The 17,625-nt window shown below is 74.6% G+C and carries 12 protein-coding genes; 4 read left to right on the forward strand and 8 right to left on the reverse strand.

The annotated features are described in order from the left end of the window. Together ABVB68_RS31355 and ABVB68_RS31360 are read right to left on the reverse strand one after the other, a co-directional pair. A partial coding sequence (locus ABVB68_RS31355) for a cbb3-type cytochrome c oxidase subunit I (protein WP_353604560.1) occupies positions 1–327 on the reverse strand: 327 nt, incomplete at its 3' end. 146 nt (positions 328–473) lie between these two features. Beyond that, the gene (locus tag ABVB68_RS31360) at positions 474–1,970 is read right to left on the reverse strand and encodes a hypothetical protein (protein ID WP_353604561.1); all 1,497 of its coding nucleotides are present in this window, start codon (positions 1,968–1,970) and stop codon (positions 474–476) included. A gap of 113 nt (positions 1,971–2,083) precedes the next feature. On the opposite strand from ABVB68_RS31360, the gene ABVB68_RS31365 reads away from it, so the two are divergent. Continuing rightward, positions 2,084–3,331, forward strand: a complete 1,248-nt coding sequence (locus ABVB68_RS31365; RefSeq protein WP_353604562.1) for a molybdopterin-dependent oxidoreductase — start codon at positions 2,084–2,086, stop codon at positions 3,329–3,331. A 316-nt stretch (positions 3,332–3,647) separates the two neighbouring features. Here the strand turns inward: ABVB68_RS31365 and ABVB68_RS31370 are convergent, their stop codons facing one another. From ABVB68_RS31370 to ABVB68_RS31380, 3 genes are read right to left on the reverse strand one after another with little or no spacing between them, the layout of a single operon-like run. After that, positions 3,648–4,544, reverse strand: a complete 897-nt coding sequence (locus ABVB68_RS31370; protein WP_353604563.1) for a class I SAM-dependent methyltransferase — start codon at positions 4,542–4,544, stop codon at positions 3,648–3,650. Next, a complete protein-coding gene (locus ABVB68_RS31375; RefSeq protein WP_353604564.1) occupies positions 4,541–5,158 on the reverse strand; it encodes a TIGR04282 family arsenosugar biosynthesis glycosyltransferase in 618 nt (205 codons plus the stop codon). Before ABVB68_RS31375 ends, ABVB68_RS31370 begins: the two co-directional genes overlap by 4 nt. Then, positions 5,155–5,862, reverse strand: coding sequence for a glycosyltransferase family 2 protein (locus tag ABVB68_RS31380; RefSeq protein ID WP_353604565.1), 708 nt, complete (start codon positions 5,860–5,862; stop codon positions 5,155–5,157). The genes ABVB68_RS31375 and ABVB68_RS31380 overlap by 4 nt, the downstream gene beginning before the upstream one ends. Positions 5,863–5,974: 112 nt before the next feature. Between ABVB68_RS31380 and ABVB68_RS31385 the strand changes: the two genes are divergently transcribed. Together ABVB68_RS31385 and ABVB68_RS31390 are read left to right on the forward strand one after the other, a co-directional pair. Continuing rightward, positions 5,975–6,706, forward strand: a complete 732-nt coding sequence (locus ABVB68_RS31385; protein ID WP_353604566.1) for a response regulator transcription factor — start codon at positions 5,975–5,977, stop codon at positions 6,704–6,706. A gap of 2 nt (positions 6,707–6,708) precedes the next feature. Continuing rightward, complete coding sequence (locus ABVB68_RS31390; protein ID WP_353604567.1) at positions 6,709–7,818, forward strand: sensor histidine kinase; 1,110 nt, start codon at positions 6,709–6,711, stop codon at positions 7,816–7,818. A gap of 190 nt (positions 7,819–8,008) precedes the next feature. Here ABVB68_RS31390 and ABVB68_RS31395 read toward each other — a convergent pair whose 3' ends face one another. Beyond that, positions 8,009–9,010 carry an NAD-dependent epimerase/dehydratase family protein gene (locus ABVB68_RS31395; RefSeq protein WP_353604568.1) on the reverse strand — a complete coding sequence of 334 codons (1,002 nt, stop codon included), beginning with the start codon at positions 9,008–9,010 and terminating at the stop codon, positions 8,009–8,011. 136 nt (positions 9,011–9,146) lie between these two features. Between ABVB68_RS31395 and ABVB68_RS31400 the strand changes: the two genes are divergently transcribed. Next, positions 9,147–11,933 carry a SpoIIE family protein phosphatase gene (locus tag ABVB68_RS31400; RefSeq protein ID WP_503006398.1) on the forward strand — a complete coding sequence of 929 codons (2,787 nt, stop codon included), beginning with the start codon at positions 9,147–9,149 and terminating at the stop codon, positions 11,931–11,933. Between the two features lie 49 nt (positions 11,934–11,982). Here ABVB68_RS31400 and ABVB68_RS31405 read toward each other — a convergent pair whose 3' ends face one another. Continuing rightward, positions 11,983–13,398, reverse strand: a complete 1,416-nt coding sequence (locus ABVB68_RS31405; protein ID WP_353604569.1) for an FAD-binding oxidoreductase — start codon at positions 13,396–13,398, stop codon at positions 11,983–11,985. Positions 13,399–13,459: 61 nt separating this feature from the next. Next, entirely contained in the window at positions 13,460–17,401 is a 3,942-nt protein-coding gene (locus ABVB68_RS31410) for an AfsR/SARP family transcriptional regulator (protein ID WP_353604570.1), read from the reverse strand. Positions 17,402–17,625 lie beyond the last annotated feature (224 nt).

Consider the following 17,625-nt stretch of genomic DNA (forward strand, 5'->3'; position numbering starts at 1 on the left):
CCAGTTCGTGAAGCCGGCGAACAGCGGCGTCGCGAACATCAGCAGCATGATCGTGCCGTGCATCGTGAACGCCTGGTTGAACTGCTCGTTCGACACGATCTGCAGGCCCGGCCGGGCCAGCTCGGCGCGCATCAGCAGCGCCATCACACCGCCGATCAGGAAGAACGCGAACGAGGTGACCAAGTAGAGCGTTCCGATCGTCTTGTGATCGGTGGTCGACAGCCACTTCACCACGATGTTGCCGGGCTGCTTGCGCCGGACCGGCAGCTCGTTCTCGTACGAGTCCTCGGCCGGCGTCGCACCGTGGGGTTCGTTGAGGATGCTCACAAGTAGGGGTCTCCCGAGGCTCGCGATTCACGTCGTGCGTAAGGCGCCAGCCTGGCTTCGCCGGGGGTGGGCCCGCATCCTTGAAGGACCGGCGTACCCCCTACGGCATGACAGATGAACCCGAGTGGAGCAACGGCGGCCCGCGCTCACCAGCCGGTGAGCAGCAGATGGTTGAGCAGCAGCGCGAGCACCGCCTGCGCGGCGAGCCAGACACGGGGACGGGGCAGGAACGCACAGGCCGGCAGCAGCCACAGGGCGAACGGGAGCCAGATGCGCTCCGTCTCCGCCTTGCTCATCCCGGACAGGTCGGCGGCGAGCAGCGCGAGCAGCGCGGCCGCCACGAGGACCGCCAGCCGGAAGCGCGCCGCCGCCTCACCGGTCGCCTTGTGGGTCCGCTCGCCGTTCGCCTCGCCGGCCCGCTCGCCGTTCGCCTCGCCGGCCCGCGCGCGCGTGGCCCTGTCGGTTCCCTCGACGGTCGTCTCTCGCGTCCCCCTGGTGCTCCCGTTCCCCTCTGCGGTCTCCTCGCGGCCGGCGTCGGCGTCCCGGCGGCGCAGCAGTTCCGCCGCCGTCCGCCGCAGGCCCGCGGCCGTCGCGAGGCCGGTGATGAGCACGGTGCAGGCGAGGTTGGCCCACACCCAGTAGGCGTAGGGGCGGATGCCGCCCACGCCCTGGTAGTAGCGGGTGATCAGCAGACGGTAGGCCTCCCACCAGTCGAACCCGACGAGGGTGAGCACGACGGGGATCACGGCCAGTCCGGCGAGCAGTGCGGGCAGCACCGCGGGACGGTCCCGTACCCCCTGCCGGCCGAGCACGAGCACAGCGGCGCCGATCAGCGCGAAGAGCGTCAGGCCGTAGGACAGGTAGCAGGTCAGCCCGAACAGCAGCCCGGAGACGGCCGCCCACGCCGGGGAGCGGCCGGTGACGGCGAGGGCCAGCAGGCCCACGGCCCACGCCGCGACGGCCGCGAAGTAGGCGTCGGCGGACGCTCCCATCCACACCGCCGCCGGCGCGAGCACCAGGAAGGGCGCGGCCCGTCGTGCGAGCGTCTCCCCGGCCAGCGCGCGGATCGCGACCAGCACGGCCACACACCCCGTCGCACCGACCGTGATGCACCACATCCCGGCCCAGCCGCCGCCCCGCAGTCCCACCCGGTCGAGCAGGACGAACGTCACGGTGGCCAGCGGGGGGTGCCCGGCGACATGGGCGGGCCAGGGCTCGGGCGTGCCGCTGACGATGTGGTGGGTGAAGTCGCGCAGCGCGGCGGGGATGTCGTGGAAGCGTCCGATGACGCGCAGGTACTCGTTGTGGCCGGTCAGCTTGGACGCGATGCCCTGCTGCCAGCCGTCGACGAGCGCCAGCGACAGGATCCACGCCAGGGCGGCCGCCCAGGCGCCCGCGAGCATGGTCCGCCAGCGAAGGCGGGCGGCCACTGCGGGGCCGTACGCCACGGTGGCCGCCGCCACGGCCAGGGCCGCCGGAGTCCCGGGGCCGACGTGCGGATCCCACTCGGCCAGGACCGGCGGCCAGTGCACGAACAACGTGTGGCGGGTGTCCTGGATGTGGCGGCCGGTCAGGACGGCCGCCGTCACGAGCAGGGCGGCGGCAGCGGCGGCGTACAGGTCGCGGCGGAGGAAGCGGGTCACGCCCGAACGCTAGGCCGGGGCAGCGGCGGCGGGGCACCACCCGGGCCGGACGTCAGAGTTTCGTCATGGGTCGCGGGCCCATGACCGGCCCTCTTCCGCCCTACGGTCGGGACATGCGCGACCATCCCCGTCTCCCCACCTCTCCCGGCTTCTGGCGCAGCCCCCTGCGCGGAGCGTGGTTCACCTCGGTGCTCGGCCTCGTCCTGCTCGCCGGCGTCACCGTGCTGTTCGTGACCGGTCTGGTGTCGTACGCCGCCTACAACCCCGGCCTGTCCCCGGTGAACGACAAGACCCCGGACAAGGGTGTCCTCGGTTTCTACCTCTTCGCCTGGCCGACCCGCCCGGTATGGCTGTACCGGCTCACCCAGGGGGTGCACGTCACGCTCGGCGTCACCCTGATACCGGTCCTGCTGGCCAAGCTGTGGTCGGTGGTGCCGAGGCTGTTCACACTGCCGCCGGCCCGCTCGGTCGCCCACGCGCTGGAGCGGATCTCGCTGTTGCTGCTGGTCGGAGGCGGACTGTTCGAGTTCACGACCGGTGTGCTCAACGTCCAGCTGGACTACGTCTTCCCCGGGTCGTTCTACCCGCTGCACTTCTACGGGGCATGGGTGTTCTTCGCCGCGTTCGCGGCCCACGCCGTGCTGAAGGCACCCGCCGCCGTACGGAACGTGCGCGACGCCCGCCGCCGGACGGACACGGTGCCCGGCGACGATCTGGTCTCGCCCCGCCCGCAGCCGCCGACCGTCTCCCGGCGCGGCGCGCTGGGGCTGGTCGGCGGCGGCTCGCTGCTGCTGTCGCTGACCACGGCCGGACAGAGCCTGGGCGGCCCGTTCCGCCGCACCGCCCTGCTCGCGCCGCACGGCGCGGCCGATCCCGGCGGCGGCCCGAACGGCTTCCAGATCAACAAGACGGCCGGGTACGCCGGGATCACCGCGGCCGACACGCACGAGGACTCCTGGCGGCTCGTCGTCACCGGCCGCACCGGCACCGTCCGGCTCACCCGCGCCGAACTGCTCCGACTGCCCCAGCACAGCTCGTCGTTGCCCATCGCCTGCGTGGAGGGCTGGTCGACCGCCGACCAGTGGTGGCGCGGGGTACGGCTGCGCGACCTCGCGGCGCTCGTCGGCCACGACGTCGATCCGCCGGACGTGTTCGTGGAGTCGCTGCAACGGCACGGCGCCTTCCGCCGCGCGGCCCTGCGCGCCAACCAGGTGGCCGACCCGCGCTCCCTGCTCGCCCTGCAGGTGGGCGGCGAGGAGCTGTCCCCCGACCACGGCTACCCGGCGCGGATCATCGTGCCCGCCGCACCCGGTGTGCTGAACACCAAGTGGGTGTCGCGTCTGACGTTCGGAGACCTGTGATGCCGCGCCGTCTTCCGCCTCTGGGCAGCCCGCTGCAACTGCTGCTGCTCGCCTGCTCCTTCGCGCTCGCCGTGTACGCCGGTGTACGGCTGCTCGCCGGTGACCGGTTCGGCGTGGCGCTGTGGATCGTGGGCGCCGCGCTGCTGCACGATCTCGTCCTGGTGCCGCTCTACACGGTGGCGGACCGAACGGTCGCGCGCGGGCTCGGCGCGGCCGGGCGGCGCGGCCGGACGATGTACGTACGGGTGCCGGCCGCGCTGTCCGGGCTGCTGCTGCTCGTCTGGTTCCCGCTCATCAGCGGCATGGTGAGCGAGCGTTACCGGTCGGCCACGACGTTGCCCCCGGACGGTTTCCTCGCCCGCTGGCTGCTGATCACCGCCGTACTCTTCGGCGGCTCGGCGCTCCTGCTCGCGCTGCGGGCGCTGCGGGCGCGCAGGGCGGCGAAGCACCGGTCGCCGGTCTCCCACTGAGCCACGGCCCGCAGCCCGGCCCTGCTCGCGTACCGCAGCAGGGCCGCGGTGCCCAGGCGCGCCCAGAGAAAGGGAACACCGGTGCCACGCGGGGCGTCGACGACGTCCACGACCTGGACCCGGGCGCGCTCGTCGACGTCACCCCGCACGGTCTCGGCGATCAGCAGACCGCCCGGGCGCAGCAGCCCGGTCACCCGCTCCAGCAGCGCCGCCGGATCCCCGCCGATGCCGATGTTCCCGTCCATGAGCAGCACGGTGTCCCAGCAGCCCTCGCCCGGCAGCGGTTCGAAGACCGAGCGGCGCAGCGCCTGCCCGTCCCCGCCCTGCCGGACCGGCTCGAAGCGTCCCTCGCCGGGCAGCGGTTCGAAGACCGAGGGGCGCAGCGCCTGCCCGTCCCCGCCCTCACCCTGCCGGACCGGCTCGAACAGGGCGGAGCCCAGGCGTCGCGCGGTGTGCTCCACGGCGGCGTCGCTGACGTCGATGCCGAGCACGGTACGGCCCCGGGCGGCGAGTTCCGCCACCAGCCGGCCCGGCCCGCAGCCGACGTCGAGGACGGCGCCCTCGCAGCGGTCCAGGACCTCCCTGTCGATCGCGTCGGCCCGGGCGCACCAGCGCTCCACCTCCAGCGGCAGCAGCCAGCCGTCGGCACGGCGCAGGAACAGCGGGCCCCGGCCGCTGCGCAGCGCGGTCGCGTAGGGGTCGGCGGCCGCCCAGGCGATGCGGGCGGTGGGCGGGCTGCTCATCGCCCGGCGACCGGCGTACAGCGCGCCAGGCACGCGGCGAAGCGGCTGTGCGGCGCGAGGGCGGCCACGGCACGGGCGTCCGCGGCCACGTCGACGTCGCGCAGCCGCGGCAGTTCCCGTACCCGCAGCCCGGCGGCGATCAGGCGCGCCCGCTGCGCGGCCCCCGTCCCGGGCGTCGACATGGGAACCCCCCGCAGCAGTACCGGGTCGGCCTCGGCGAGCCCCAGGGCCCAGAACCCGCCGTCCTCCGCCGGGCCGAGGAACGCGTCGCCGCCACTGAAGTCGACGGTGAGCAGTTCCGGCGTGACCTGCGGGGTGTCCATGCCGATCAGCAGGGCCGGGCCGCGGCAGTGCGCGAAGGCGTCCGCCAGCCGCTCGTCCAGGCCGCCCGCGCACTGCGGCAGCACCTCGAAGCCGGGCGGCAGCCACGCTCCCGGAGCGCCGTCGAGGACGAGGACGCGCCGGGTCGCGGGCGCGGCCGCCACGGCGTGCAGGGTGTCGGTGAGAGCCGCCTGGGCCAGTGCCGCCGCCTCCTGCGGGCTGAACGGCGGGGTGAGCCGGGTCTTGACCCGTCCGGGACGCGGTTCCTTGGCGATGACGAGGAGTGTGGTCACCGTACGGTCCTCCGGTCGGCCGGAGCCCCGGCGGCCGGTGCCTCGGCCAGGACCCGGCTCATGTCCCGCACCGCCTGCCAGGTGCCCCGCCAGGTGCCCGTGACCTTCGAGGCCCCGGTGCGCGGCAGGTACGGCACGTCGTGCTCGGTGACCCGCCAGCCGGCGTCGGCCGCGCGCACCACCATCTGCAGCGGGTAGCCGCTGCGCCGGTCGGTCAGGTCCAGTGCGAGCAGTGCCTCGCGGCGGGCGGCACGCAGCGGCCCGAGGTCGTGCAGGCGCAGCCCCGTCCGGCGGCTCAGCATGCGCGCGAGCACCGCGTTGCCGGCCCGGGCGTGCGCCGGCCAGGCACCCCGGCCCCGCGGGCGCCGCCGGCCGAGCACCAGGTCGGCCTCGCCGCGCCGGACCTCGGACACGAAGGGGATGAGCAGCGAGGGGTCCAGGGAGGCGTCGCAGTCGCAGAAGCACACGACGTCGCCGGTCGCCGCGGTCAGTCCGGCGTGGCAGGCGGCGCCGAAGCCGCGCCGCGGCTCGTGCACCACCGTCGCGCCGAGAGCGCGGGCGGCCTCGGCGGAGCCGTCGCTGGAGCCGTTGTCGACGACGATGGCGCGCCACCCGGCCGGAATCCGGGCGAGCACCCAGGGGAGGGCCTCGGCCTCGTTCAGGCAGGGGAGCACCACGTCGATCTCCGAAGAAGTGGTCGTCACGACTTCACCCTACGAAGCAGAATCGGACATACCGGTCGAGCGCTCCTTACGAAACGCGGACGCCGTACCGGCCGCCCCGACGCCCGCGGGCGCGCGGTGCGAGGCTGGGGACATGCAATCGCCGTACGCGTTCCAAGGGAGCGCAGCCACCGACGAGGCGGCCCGTGTCCTGGTGGTCGACGACGACCCGACCGTCGCCGAGGTCGTCACCGGGTACCTGCACCGCGCCGGATACGTGGTCGACCGGGCCGACGACGGGCCGACGGCCCTCGCCCGCGCCGCCGCCCACCGCCCCGACCTCGTGGTGCTGGACCTGATGCTGCCCGGCATGGACGGTCTGGAGGTGTGCCGGCGGTTGCGGGTCGACGGCCCGGTACCGGTCGTCATGCTCACCGCCCGCGGCGACGAGGACGACCGCATCCTGGGCCTGGAGGTCGGCGCCGACGACTACGTCACCAAGCCCTTCAGCCCCCGCGAACTCGTCCTGCGGGTGGAGTCCGTGCTGCGCCGCAGCCGCCCGGTCACCGCCGGGCCCAGGCTGGCCGCGGCGGGACTGTCCGTCGACGTCGAGGGCCGCAGGGCCACCAAGGGCGGCAGCGAACTCGCCCTCACGCTCAGGGAGTTCGACCTGCTCGCCTTCTTCCTGCGGCATCCGGGCCGGGCCTACAGCCGCGAGGACCTGATGCGGGAGGTGTGGGGCTGGGACTTCGGCGACCTGTCGACCGTCACCGTCCACGTGCGCCGGCTGCGCGGCAAGGTCGAGGACGACCCGGCCCGGCCCCGCCTGATCCAGACGGTGTGGGGCGTCGGCTACCGGTTCGAGCCCGCCGAGGCGGTGCACTGACCATGCGCGACACCCTGCTCATCGCCCTGTACGCCTTCGCCGGCGCCGCGGTCACCGGCCTCGCCGGAGCCGGTGTGCTGCGCCTGATCCGGCGCCGCTCGCTCACCGCCTCGCTCACCGTGGTCGCGGCGGTCGGCGTCGTCGCCATGCTCACCGGCACGCTCGCCGTCGCCTGGGCGATGTTCCTGTCCCCGCACGACCTGACCGTGGTCACCACCGTCGTCGCGATGGCGGCCGCCGTCTCGCTGGCCACCGCCCTGCTGCTCGGCCGGTGGGTCGTCGCCCGCAGCCGCGAACTCGCCGAAGCGGCGCGCCGCTTCGGCGACGGCGGCGAGTTCGCCGCACCCGCCGCCCCGGCCACCGCCGAACTGGCCGCGCTCAGCCGGCAGCTGGCGGCGACCAGCGCCAGGCTCGCCGAATCCCGTGAGCGCGAGCGGGCGTTGGAGGCCTCCCGGCGCGAGCTGGTCGCCTGGATCTCGCACGACCTGCGCACCCCGCTGGCCGGCCTGCGGGCCATGTCGGAGGCGCTGGAGGACGGCGTGGCCGCCGACCCCGACCGCTACCTGAAGCAGATGCGCACCGAGGTGGAACGGCTCAACGACATGGTCGGCGACCTGTTCGAACTCTCCCGCATCCACGCCGGCACCCTCCCGCTGAGCCCCACCCGCATCTCGCTGTACGACCTGGTCGGCGACGCGCTGGCGGGCGCCGACCCGCTCGCCCGGGAACACGGGGTGCGGCTGGTCGGCGACCGCGTCGAGCCGCTGCCGGTGCAGGTGGACGGCAAGGAGATGAGCCGGGTGCTCGGCAACCTTCTGGTCAACGCCATCCGCCGGACACCGCCCGACGGCACGGTGGCGATCGCCGCCGAGCGCACCCACGAGGGTGTGCTGCTGTCCGTCACCGACGGCTGCGGCGGCATTCCCGAGGAGGACCTGCCGAGGGTCTTCGACACCGGCTGGCGCGGCACCGACGCCCGCACACCGCCGGCCGGAGCGGGCCTGGGCCTCGCCATCGTCCGGGGCATCGTGGAGGCCCACCGGGGCCGGACGAGCGTCCGCAACATTCCCGGCGGCTGCCGCTTCGAGGTGACCCTCCCGGCCGCTCCCTGACGCACTCCCCAGACAGTCCGGCAGCTCTCCGACGCACCCCTCACACAGTCCGGCAGCTCTCCGACTCACTCCTCAGACAGTCCGGCCGCTCCCTGACTCGCCCCTCACGCAGTCCGGCAGCTCTCCGACTCACTCCGCGCCCAGTCCGGGCCGCCCGGGGTCACTCCGCGCGCAGTCCGGCCGTCCGAGGTCACTCCTCCCTGAGGCCGGCCCGCGCGAACTCCCGCATGCCCGCCGCGAAACCGACCCGCGGCCGCCAGCCCAGTTCGCTCCGCAGCCGCGCCGAGTCCGCCGTGATGTGCCGCACGTCGCCCAGCCGGTACTCCCCGGTGACCACGGGCTGCGGCCCCTCGGACGCGGCGGCCAGCGCCCGCGCCATCTCGCCGACGGTCCGCGGCTCACCACTGCCGGTGTTGTACGCCGTGAGGGCGCCGGGCGCGGCCCGCGCCTCCAGTGCCACCACGTTCGCCGCGGCCACGTCCCGCACGTGCACGAAGTCGCGCCGCTGCCGCCCGTCCTCGAACACCCTGGGCGACTCGCCGCGGGCGAGCGCCGAGCGGAAGAAGGAGGCGACCCCGGCGTAGGGGGTGTCGCGCGGCATCCGGGGCCCGTACACGTTGTGGTAGCGCAGGGACAGCGCCGACCCGCCCGTACAGCGGGCCCAGGCGGCGGCCAGGTGCTCCTGTGCCAGCTTGGTGGCCGCGTACACGTTCCGGGGATCGGTGGGGGCGTCCTCGCCGACCAGACCGGGGACGAGGTCCCGACCGCACCGCGGGCACCGCGGCTCGAACGATCCCTGGTCGAGGTCGGCCACGGCCCGCGGCCCGGGCCGCACGACACCGTGCCGGGGGCACTCGTACCTGCCCTCGCCGTACACGACCATCGAACCCGCCAGCACGAGGCGCCGCACCCCCGCCTCGGCCATGGCGGCCAGCAGCACGGCCGTGCCCAGGTCGTTGCGGGAGACGTACTCCGCCGCGTCCGCGACACCGTCGCCGAGCCCCACCATGGCCGCCTGGTGGCAGACGGCGTCCACCCCGGCCAGCGCCCCGGCGACCGCTTCCGCGTCGCGCACGTCCGCGCGCGGATCCTCCCTGACGTCGTACACCAGCGGCTCGTGCCCGCCTTCCCGGAGTGCTTCGACGACGTGGGACCCGATGAACCCGGCACCGCCGGTGACCAGTACGCGCATACGGGCCACGCTAGAACGGGCCGCGACCCGGCCACGCGCACGCGCGCGGAACGTCAGGAGTCCGTAAGACCTGGTCGACGGCGGCGCGGCGGCACACCGGTCGCCGGGCAAGCGGACCCAATGCTACAAAAGTGACATGAGCGGACGTTCCCGCCGACCATGGGCGAGAGCGGCGCCGCCACCCGGCACACCGCGGTCATCCGGTCCGTCCCGTGGGCCAAGGCCCCGGCCGTCACACGGGCGCCGCCTTTCGCCGTCCCTGAGCGTCCGCACGCTCGCCGCACAGGTCTTCCTGCTGCAAGCCCTCATCGTGCTCGTGCTGGTCGCCGTGGCGGCCGCCGCCCTCGTCGTCCAGGGCCGCTACGACGGCGAGCGCAACGCCACAGAACGGTCGCTGGCCGTCGCCGAGACGTTCGCCCACGGCCCCGGCACGGCACCCGCCCTGCAGTCACCCAATCCCACGGCCCGGCTCCAGACGGACGTGCGGGACGCCGCGAAGGCCTCCCAGGTCGACTTCATCAGCGTCCTGGACGTCCACGGGGTCCGGGTCGCCGACCCCGACCCCGCCCTGATCGGGACGAAGGCCCAGGGCGTCGGCCGGGCCGCGGCGGGCCACGCCTTCACGGAGACGTTCCACGGCAGCCCGGGCGACGCGGTGCGGGCGGTCGTGCCCGTTCGGGACGCCGGCGGGCGCGTGGTCGGCATGGTCAGCGCCGGGATCCGGTACGCCAATCTGGCCAACGTGTTCAACCAGCAGCTGCCCATGCTGCTCGGAGCGGCGGCCGGTGCGCTCCTGGTGGCGACCGGCGGCACGGCCCTCGTCAGCCGCCGGCTGCTGCGGCAGACCCACGGGCTCGGGCCGGCCGAGATGACGCGGATGTACGAGCACCACGACGCCGTCCTGCACGCGGTGCGCGAGGGTGTGCTGATCACCGACGGTGACGGCCGGGTCGTGCTCGCCAACGACGAGGCACGCCGGCTGCTGGGCCTGCCCGACAATGCCGACCAGCGGCGGGTGACCGAACTGGGACTGGGATCCGAGGCGACGCGTCTGCTGCTGTCGGCCGAGCCCGCGACCGACGTGGTGGTCCCGGCGGGGGCGCGGCTGCTGGCGGTGAGCACGCGGCCCATCGCGCCCCACGGCCGCGCCCAGGGCCTGGTCGCCACCTTCCGGGACACCACGGAGCTGAGAGCCCTCACCGGCCAGGCCGAGCTGGCGCGGGGCCGGCTGTCGTTCCTGTACGAGGCCGGCACGCGGATCGGCACCACGCTCGACGTACGGCGCACGGCCGAGGAACTCGCCGAGGTGGCGGTCCCGCGCATGGCCGACATCGTCACCGTGGAACTCCTGGAGTCCGTCCTGCGCTCCGAGGAGCCCACCGGCGCCGTGCACCAGATGCGGCGCACCGCGCTGCGCGCGTCGCTCGACGGGCACACCCTGCAGCCGGTGGGCGAGCTGATCCGGTTCGTCGAGGCCGACACACCGATGACGGAGGCGCTGCGCGGCGGCACGGCCGTCCTGGTCCCGGACCTGCACACCGCCCAGGACTGGCGGGTGCAGGACCCCGAGGGAGCGGGCCGGGCGCTGGACTTCGGCATCCGTTCGCTGATCACGGTGCCGCTGCGGGCCCGCGGGGTGATCCTCGGCATGGTCAACTTCTGGCGGGCCGCGGACTCCCCACGCTTCGAGGAAGGGGACGTCGCGGTGGCCGAGGAACTGGTGGCCCGGGCCGCCGTCGCCATCGACAACGCCCGCCGGTACTCCCGCGAACACGCGATGGCGGTGACCCTGCAGCGCAGCCTGCTGCCCCGGGGCCTGCCCGAACAGGACGCCCTGGAGATCGCCTCGCGCTACCTCCCGGCGCAGTCGGGCGTCGGCGGCGACTGGTTCGACGTCATCCCCCTGCCCGGCTTCCGGGTCGCCCTGGTGGTCGGCGACATCGTGGGGCACGGCCTGCAGGCGGCGGTGACCATGGGCCGGCTGCGCACCGCCGTACTGAACTTCTCCTCACTGGACCTGGCCCCGGAGGAACTGCTCGGACACCTCGACGAGATGGTGTCCCGGCTGGACAGCCAGAGCGGGCCGGACGCCGACGACCAGGCACCGCTCACCGGAGCGACCTGCCTGTACGCCGTCTACGACCCGGTGAGCGGGCAGTGCTGCTTCTCCCGCGCAGGGCACATCGCACCCGCCGTGGTCGACCCGCAGGGCCGGGTGACCTTTCCCGACCTGCCGCTGTCCCCGCCCCTGGGGGTGGGCGGCCCTCCCTTCGAGGCCGGTGAGCTGGAACTCGCGGAGGGCAGTCGCCTCGTCCTGTTCACCGACGGGCTGATCGAGAACCACGAACGGGACGTCGACGAGGGCCTTGAGCTGCTGCGCGCCACCGTCGCCCGGGCCGGCCCGGCACCGGAGGAGACCTGTCGCGCCCTCATCGAGACGATGCTGCCCGAACACCCCGACGACGACGCGGTGCTGCTGGTGGCCCGCACGCGGCTCCTGGATCCGTCCCACGTGGCCGTCTGGGACGTGCCGTTCGACGTGGCGGCGGTGTCGCGCGCCCGCAGCGAAGTGAGCCGGCGACTGACCGACTGGGGCCTGGTGGAGCAGGCGTTCACCACGGAACTGATCCTCAGCGAGCTACTCACCAACGCGATCCGCTACGGCGCCCCGCCCGTACGCGTCCGGATCCTGCTGGGCCGCACCCTGGTGTGCGAGGTGTCGGACGGCAGCAACACCTCACCGCGGCTGCGGTACGCGGCCACCACCGACGAAGGCGGCCGCGGCCTCTTCCTCGTCTCCCAGTTCGCGGAGAGCTGGGGCACCCGCTACATGCCGCGGGGCAAGGTCATCTGGGCCGAGCAGGCACTGGACGGCACCGCGGTACCCGACGTGTCCGTGCTCTTCGACGAGCTGGCTCTCTGACGTCGCCCGGCCCGCCGCGGCCGTGGACACGACCGGACGCCCGCCCCGGTCAGACCGTGCCCGAGGGGCGGATGTTCTGGTTCAGGCGGAACAGGTTGGTCGGGTCGTAGGCGTCCTTGACCCCGACGAGGCGATCGTGCACCGGGCCGGGGTACGAGGCGCGCACCTTGTCCTCGGCGGCGTCGCCGGTGAAGTTGACGTACATGGTTCCACGCCCGTGCCGGGCGATCTCCTCACGGGTGTCACGGGCCCAGCCGACGTGCGCGCCGAAATCCGCCGCGTCGGGGGAGCGCGCGACCACGTTGCACAGCACGCTCGCGTCCCGCTGGCTGAAGGCCGTGGCCTGCGCCGGCACCCGGGCGAAGGCTCCTCCGAGTTGGTGCAGGTGCACCTCGCTGAAGGGCGTGGGTGTCGTCAGGTGCCGGCGCAGCACGGCGTCGAGCGCGGCGTCGGACGGCTCGATGAACGCGGACGTGAAGTAGTTGTGCGCACCGGCCGTCCACAGCGGGTCGACCAGTGACTGCATCCCTGTGTACGGCACGGGTCCCATGAGGTCGGCGATGGGCGTGCCCAGCGTCCGCAGCGGCGCGACGGCCAGCTCGCCGGCCGCGAGGTCACCGGCGTACATGCCGAGCACCACCGCGACGCGGGTGCCGTGGACCTCCTCGGGCAGGAACGGCAGGGGAGGCGCCGTCGTCAGGTTGACCACGGTCGTCAGGTCGTCGGGGGCGTCCGCGATCAGCTCGCGCCAGCCCGTGACCACCTGCCGGGCCTGCTCCAGGGGGTAGACGATCAGCCCGCCGAGCACCTGCGGCCCGACCGGGTGCAGCCGGTACTCGAGCGAGGTCACGACCCCGAAGTTGCCACCGCCGCCCCGCAGGGCCCAGAAGAGTTCGGGGTGTTCGTGCGCATCCGCGCGCACCACGCGGCCGTCCGCGGTGACGACCTCGGCGGCCGTCAGGTTGTCGGAGGCCAGGCCGTGGCGGCGCAGCAGCCAGCCCACCCCGCCGCCGAGCGTGAACCCGGAGATCCCGGTGGTGGAGATCAGACCACCGGTCACGGCGAGGCCGAAGGCCTGCGTCTCGTGGTCCAGGTCCCCCCAGGTCATACCGGCCTGGGCGACCACCCGGCGCCGTACGGGATCGACGACCGCGCCCTTCATGGACGACAGGTCGATGACGATCCCGTCGTCGCACGTGGAGAATCCGGCGATGCTGTGAGCGCCGCCGCGCACCGCCACGAGCAGGTCCTGGCTGCGGGCGAACTCGACGGCACGGACGACGTCCGCGGTCCCGGCGCACCGCACGACCAGCGCCGGGTGTTTGTCGTGCGCGGCGTTCCACACCGCGCGGGCCGACTCGTAGTCGGGGTCGCCGGGGCGGACGACACTGCCGCGCAGGCCGGCCTCCAGTTCGGCGACGGTGGCGTCCCCCAGGACACCCTTTGCCGTGTCGATCGACATCATCGGCTCCTTGGTGTGTGTGCTTGTGCCGACACCCGGGACGCTAGGAGGCGCCGCTTAGCACTCACTCAGCAGCGGCTTTGCCGACGGGGTCGACGGACTGCGGGGGCTCGACGGGCTTCGCGGCCTCGACGGGCTGCGCGGGCTCGACCGACTTGGGAGGTGCGGCGGGGGTGGTGGGCTTGCCGGCTCCGGCAGGTACGGCGCCTTCGCCGGTTCTGGTGGGTGCGGTGGGTGCGGCGCCTTCCTCGGATCGGGTGGGTGCGGCGCTCTCGTCGGTTCCGGTGGGTGTGTTGGGTGCGTTGGGTGCGGTGGGCTCGTCGGCTCCGGTGGTTCCGGGGAGTGTGGCGCCCTCGTCGGTTCCGGTGGGTGCGGTGGATGCGGTGGGCTCGTCGGCTTCGGTGGGGTTGGTGGCTGCGGTGGGGACCGCGCGTCGCAGTGCGGCCGGGGCGCGGGTGTCGCCGAGGCGGGCGAAGAGGACGGCGGCCCGGGCCGCCGTCGCCCTCGCGGACGAGACCTCGCCCGCCTCGTGGCGCAACTGCGCCAGCATGAGGGCGACCCAGCCGGCGGCACACGTTGAACCCGCGACCTCCACCAGACGCTCGGCCCGGGCCAGCAGGGCCCGCGCCCGCGCCGAGTCGCCGGTGGCCCGGGCGACGAGCCCGAGGTGGAGCAGGCTGTTGGTGACGCCGGGAATGTCGTCGGTCTCCTCGAAGCCCGCGAGGACACGGGCGAGGGTCGCCTCCGCGCTCTCCGTGTCGCCACGGGCCAGGTGGAGCAGGCCCAGACAGCCCAGGGTGATGCCCTCCTCCCTGCGGTCGCCGAGCCGGTGCCTGATCGACAGCGCCGTGTCCAGGTACTTGCGCGCCGTATCGTGGTCGCCGCGGCTGCGGTGGATGTTGCCGAGAGCGTTCAGGGCCAGGGACTCGCCGTGCGGGTCGTCGAGCGCGCGGAAGCGGTCCACACTGCCCAGGGCCGCCTCCGCGGCGGCGGCCGTGTCGCCGTCGAGGCGGTCGGCCCAGGCGAGCGTGGCGAGCGCGTAGCCGCGCGCCCGGGACGGGCCGACCGTGCGTCCGGCGAGCACCGTCTCCTCGAAGAACAGGGACACGGGCCCCGCGCCGTCGTCCCGCAGCGTGTACCCCGGCGTCATGACCGGGAAGAACGGGCCGCCGCCCGTACCGACGCCGTCCAGCAGCCGCAGACTCTCCCGGCAGGCCTCCCGGGCCACCGGCCCCTCGCCGCGGCAGACGGCCCACACACCCTCGAGATGCGCCACGACGGCGAGGACCGCCGGCTCGCCGGCCGCGGCGGCCAGGGCGCGGGCCAGATCGAGGGCGGTGCGCGCGCGGTCCCACGCACCCCGCATCCAGAGCAGGACCGCCTGCTGGCAGTGGGCGTAGGCCAGCGCCGCCGGGTCGTTCCGCTCCCGGTGGATCCCGATGATCTGCTCGGCGATGCCCTCCAGCGGAGAGCCGTCGCCGAGACGGATCGCCAGCACGGCCCGCCCCATCAGCGCCCGTGCCCGCTCGGGGGAGGGCTGCGGCGCGGCGGCCAGGGCGTCGTCCAGGCACCGCCGTCCCTCGGCGAGGTGGCCCCGCTCGGGCCAGAACGACCGCAGGGCCACGGCCAGCCGCAGCGCGCGGTCCGGTTCGTGGCGCAGCAGGGAGCGCAGGGCGGCCCGGAGATTGCCGTAGTCGGCCTCCAGTTCCAGCGATGTCGCCCCCGAGACGCCGGTGGGCGGCTCGCGGTCGCGGGCCTCGGCGAGTGCCAGGTAGAAACGCCGGTGCCGTGCCTCGACGGACGCCGCTTCCCCGGCGGCGCGCAGGCGGTCCGCCGCGTACTGCCGGATCGTCTCCGGCAGCCGGTAGCGGACCTCGTCCTGCCGGGGCTCCACCGACACCAGGGACTTGTCGGCCAGCCGGCCGAGCACGTCCAGAACCGAGTCGTCCCGCGCCCCTTCCGCGCACACCTCCTCGGCCGCGGCGAGGGAGAAACCTCCCGCGAAGACCGCGAGCCGGCGGAACAGCCGCTGCTCCTCGACGTCGAGCAACCGGTGGCTCCACTCCAGCGTGGCCAGCAGCGTCTCCTGCCGGGTCGCGCCGCGCCGGCTGCCCCGGCCGAGCAGGGCCAGGGCGTCGTCGAGGCGTTCGGCGATCTGGCGGGGGGCCAGTACGCGCACCCGGGCGGCCGCGAGTTCCAGGGCCAGCGGCATGCCGTCGAGCCGGAAGCAGATCTGCGCCACCGCGGTCGCGTTCGCGGCGGTGAGCCGGAAACCGGGAGCCGCGTCGGCGGCCCGCTCCACGAACAGCCGCACGGAGGCGAAGAGGCCCAGCTCCTCGACCGACGGCAGCCGGTGCGGGTCGGCCAGACTGAGGGAGGGCACCCGGAAGGTGCGCTCGCCGTAACTGCGCAGCGCCTCCCGGCTGGTGGCGAGGACGAAGACGTCCGGGCAGTGGGCGATGACCGCGGAGGCCAGGGCGGCGCAGGCGTCGATCAGGTGCTCGCAGTTGTCCAGCACGAGCAGCAGCTGCCGGCCGTCGAGCTGGGCGACCAGCGCGTCCAGGCCCCCGCCGTACGGCGGAAGGCGCAGCCCCAGGGCCGTGGCGACCGCCTCGCTCAGGAGGTCCGGCTCCGCCAGCCCGGCCAGGTCCACGAACCACGCCCCGTCCCGGAAGCCGCCGCCCCGGCGGGCTGCCACGGCGAGCGCGAGCCGGGTCTTGCCACAGCCGCCGGCCCCGGTGAGCGTGAGCAGTCCGCTCCGGCCGAGCATCTCCTCCACCTCGGCCATCTCGCGCTCCCTGCCGATCAGTTCCGTGGCCGGCGCGGGCAGCCGGTGCCGGGAGACCGGGGAGCGCGATCCACCCGACTCGGCCGACCGGTGCCACGAGGTCCGGGCCGACGGTTCGCGCCGCTGCCGCAAGGCCCGGGCCGCCGGGTGGCGCGGCTCGGCCGGGGCGGGGTGTGAGGTGGGGGCTGTTGGTTCGTGGTGCCCGGGCGGGGCGGGGTGTGAGGTGGGGGCTGTTGGTTCGTGGTGCCCGGGCGGGGCGGGGTGTGAGGTGGGGGCTGCTGGGGGGCGCTGCTCGGAGGAGGCGGGGCGCGAGGGTGGAGCCGCTGGTTCCTGCGTCGTGCGCGAGGCGGCTTGCGGGGTCTGAGCCGGTGGTTCGCGCGTCCTCGCCGAGGCGGGTGGTGAGGCGGGGGCCGCTGTCGCGCGCCGCTCGGCCGGGGCGGAGGGTGTCGGCCCGGCCTGCGGCGTCCGCGTCTCGACCGAGTCGGTCAGCAGCTCGCGGTAGAGGCGGCGCGTCTGCGGGTCCGGGTCGGTCCCCGTGTCCCGGTGGAGCGCGTCCCGCAGCTCTTCGTAGGCGGCCAGTGCCTCCCGGCGTCGTCCGGCGTCGGCCAGGACCCGCATCAGAGCCCGCCGCCCGGGCTCGTGCAGCGGATCCTCGGCGATGAGGGCCCGCAGCACCTCGAGGGCCTCGGCCGCGCGCTGCTCCCGCTCCAACGCCTCGGCAAGCCCGAGCCGCAGGGTCCTGCACCGCGTCTCCATCGCTTCGGCCGCCGCGCTCGCCCACGCCTCGTACCGGTCCTCGGGCAGCAGCCCCGTACCGGCCACGGCGAGCGCGGCACGGTGGTCGGCGCTCCCGCCGGCCGCGGCCCGCCGGGCCGCCTCGTCGAAGTCGTCGAGGTCGATGCGTACGCCACCGTCGGGGCCGAGCAGCACCATGTCGTCGCGGAGCACGACCACGTCACCCGTCGCCCCCGTGGCGGCCAGCGCCCGGCGCACCGCGTGCAGCACCTGGTGCAGGTTGTTGGCCGCGGCCGTCCCGTCGAGGCCCGGCCACAGCAGGTCGTAGAGCCGCTCACGGTGCATCCGGTGCCCGGGCGCCAGACAGAGCAGCTTCAGCAGACTGCGGGCCTTGCGCAGGCGCCACAGCCCGGCGGCGACCGGGCGGTCGTCGACCGCAACGGTGAACCCGCCGAGGAGCCGGATGTGTACCTGATCGGCCATGGCTGCCCTTCACGAGCAGGTTACCGCCGGTGGGGCGGCGCCGCCCCAGATGCATGATCATGGCCGCCGTGGAGGGAGCGGGCCCGGGGCGAAGCCCCTGAGAGCGCGCTCGCCGCAGCCGGGAGGAGCAGGCCATCCGGACCCTGCTCCCGGCGCGCACCCCGTATGCGGACAACCGGAGCAGCGGCGTTCCTCTGTCACCCTCCCGCTGGGCGTTCCCCGGT

The organism is Streptomyces sp. NPDC096012 (assembly GCF_040426375.1).
Classification (GTDB): Bacteria; Actinomycetota; Actinomycetes; order Streptomycetales; family Streptomycetaceae; genus Streptomyces.